Below are 2,485 nucleotides of genomic sequence, written 5' to 3'. Positions count from 1 at the left end.
ACCGGGGGCGGAGGGCGGGCGAAGCGAAGCCCCCCTCCGAGGCGGCGGAGCCAGTCCCGGGCGCCACCGCGACGGGGCGCATCATGGGCGGAGCCAGCCGAAGGAGGGGGGATGAGCGGAGATAAAAAGAATGATCCGCGGGCGGAGGGCGGTCGAAGCGAAGCCCCCCTCCGAGGCGGCGGAGCCGGTCCCAGGCGCCACCGCGACGGGGCGCTACTTCCAGGGGGAGGAGAGGGAGTGCTTCTTCATCTTGTAGGCGACCTGCCGGGGTGTCCACCCGAGCAGACGGGCGGCCCGGGCGATCACCCAGCCGGTCGCCTCGAGCGCCTTGCGCAGCTCCTCCTTCTCGAGCGCGAGCAGCTGCTCCGCCCGGGAAGGGGAGGCCGTCGTTTCGGCCCCCTTGCGGAGAGGGGAGCCGCCACCGGCGGGGGGAGGGGGCGGCGGCTCGACCGGCATCCCCAGCGAGGAGACGCGGACCGAGCGGGGGAGGTCGGTGAGCCCGACGAGAGGAGAGCGCGCCATCACCACCGCCCGCTCGACGAGGTTTTCCAGCTCCCGGACGTTCCCGGGCCACCGGTATCCGGACAGGGCGTCGAGCGCGTCGGGGGCGAAGGAGACGTTCTTGCCGTGCTCCCGGTTGAACCGCTCCAGGAAGTGCTCCGCGAGGAGGAGGATATCCTCCCGCCGGTCCCGCAGCGGGGGAAGGTGGATCGGGATCACGTTCAGGCGGTAGAAGAGGTCCTCCCGGAACTGCCCCTCCCCGATCCTCCGCTCGAGGTCGGCGTTGGTGGCGGCGATGATCCGCACATCCACGGAGCGGGTCCGGTTCTCCCCGAGCCGCTCGAATTTCCGATCCTGCAGGACACGCAGCAGCTTCACCTGCGTCGGGAGCGGGATGTCCCCGATCTCGTCGAGGAAGACCGTCCCCCCGTCCGCCTCCTCGAAGCGCCCCTTCCGCTCCTCGACCGCCCCCGTGAAGGCGCCCCGCTTGTGCCCGAAGAGCTCGGATTCGAGCAGGGTCTCCGGGAGGGCGGCGCAGTTGACCGTCACGAGGGGGTGCTCCGCGCGCGGGCCCGCGAGGTGGATCGCCCGGGCGATCATCTCCTTCCCGGTCCCGCTCTCCCCCCGCAGCAGGACGGTGGCCCGGGAGGGGGCGACCCGCGTCACGGCGCCGAAGACCTCCTGCATCCGCTTGCTCTGCCCGACGATGTTCTCGATCCGGTAGGTCTTTCGGATCTTCTTCTCGAACTCCTGCCGCTGCCGCTGGAACTCCTCCTGGAGGCGGTCGATCGCGGCGTGCATCTTCAGCGCCTGCCCGATGAGGCAGCCGACCACCGTGAGGGTCCGGGCGTCGGCCTCCAGCGCCTGCGTCCCCGCCCTGCCGATCCGCTCCGCGGTGAGGACCCCGAGGACCTCGCTGCCGATCTTGATCGGGACGCAGATGTAGGAGAGCGGCTCCGTGGGGGTCTTCCCGTGGGCCTTCGTCTTGTCGAGGAAGGAGGGCTCCTGCCGGACGTCCGGGATGGCGATCGGGCTTCCCGACTTCATCGTCTTGCCGACGATCCCTTCCCCCCAGACGTAGCGGGCCCGCCCCCGCTCCTCCGCGGAGTAGCCGGAAGCGACCTCCATCCGGATCTCCCGGGTGGCGGGATCGGGAAGGTGGATCGCCGCCCGGTCGAAGCCGAGGAGGCTCTGGAGGGTCCGCAGGGAGGTCCCCATCCCCCGCGAGAGGTTCTGCGCGGAGGTGAGGATCTTCCCCACCTCGTAGATGGCGGAGAGTTCCGCCTTTTCGGGGGATCTGCGGTCGGCCACGCGGAAAGTATACCGTGTCGGGGGCGGAAGCATCCAGTATCGTCGGGCGACTCATCCGAAGGTATAATGCGGTGGATTCCGGAAAACCACTTCTCTTCGCGGGAAAGACGCTGCTCGAGCCGGCGGAATGGCCGGGGGCGGGCGGCCGCCGGAAACGACAGGGGGGGAAGCATGGGGAAGAAGACGTCGCGATACCTCCGCGGTCCGCGGATCCTGCCCCCGGCCATCGGCCGGGGGATCGGGGCGGCGGCGCTCGTCGAGAACCACTTCCTCGCGTACAACGCGGGGAGGCTTCGCGAGGGGGCGAGGCTTCTCGTGGAGAAGATGCTCGTGGAGAACGTGACGGTCGGCCTCTCCCTGTCGGGAGCGCTCACCCCGGCGGGGATCGGCGTCTCCTGCGTGGTCCCGCTGATCCGGTCGGGGTTCGTCGACTGGATCGTCTCGACCGGTGCGAACCTCTACCACGACGCCCACTTCGGGCTGGGGATGAAGCTGCACGCCGGCTCCCCGTTCCTCGACGACCGGGATCTCCACGAGGAGGGGGTCGTCCGCATCTACGACATCCTGTTCGAGTACAACGTCCTGCTCGACACGGACGCCTTCTTCCGGCGGATCCTCGAGGAGGAGGAGTTCCAGACGGAGATGGGGACCGCGGAGTTCCACCACCGGATCG

The 2,485-nt window shown here is 69.9% G+C and carries 1 protein-coding gene and 1 pseudogene (1 of these 2 only partly in view); one reads left to right on the top strand and one right to left on the bottom strand.

The window, feature by feature from the left end; translation table 11 throughout:
• Positions 1-213: 213 nt before the first annotated feature.
• Complete coding sequence (locus tag A2X88_08720; GenBank protein OGP33699.1) at positions 214-1,812, bottom strand: nif-specific transcriptional activator NifA; 1,599 nt, start codon at positions 1,810-1,812, stop codon at positions 214-216.
• Between the two features lie 171 nt (positions 1,813-1,983).
• Between A2X88_08720 and A2X88_08715 the strand changes: the two are divergent.
• Positions 1,984-2,485: pseudogene (locus A2X88_08715) on the top strand (deoxyhypusine synthase); it runs 594 nt beyond the window's last position.

This window comes from Deltaproteobacteria bacterium GWC2_65_14 (assembly GCA_001797615.1).
Taxonomy (GTDB): domain Bacteria; phylum Desulfobacterota; class Deferrimicrobia; order Deferrimicrobiales; family Deferrimicrobiaceae; genus GWC2-65-14.
This window is presented reverse-complemented; position numbering and strand designations above follow the sequence as displayed.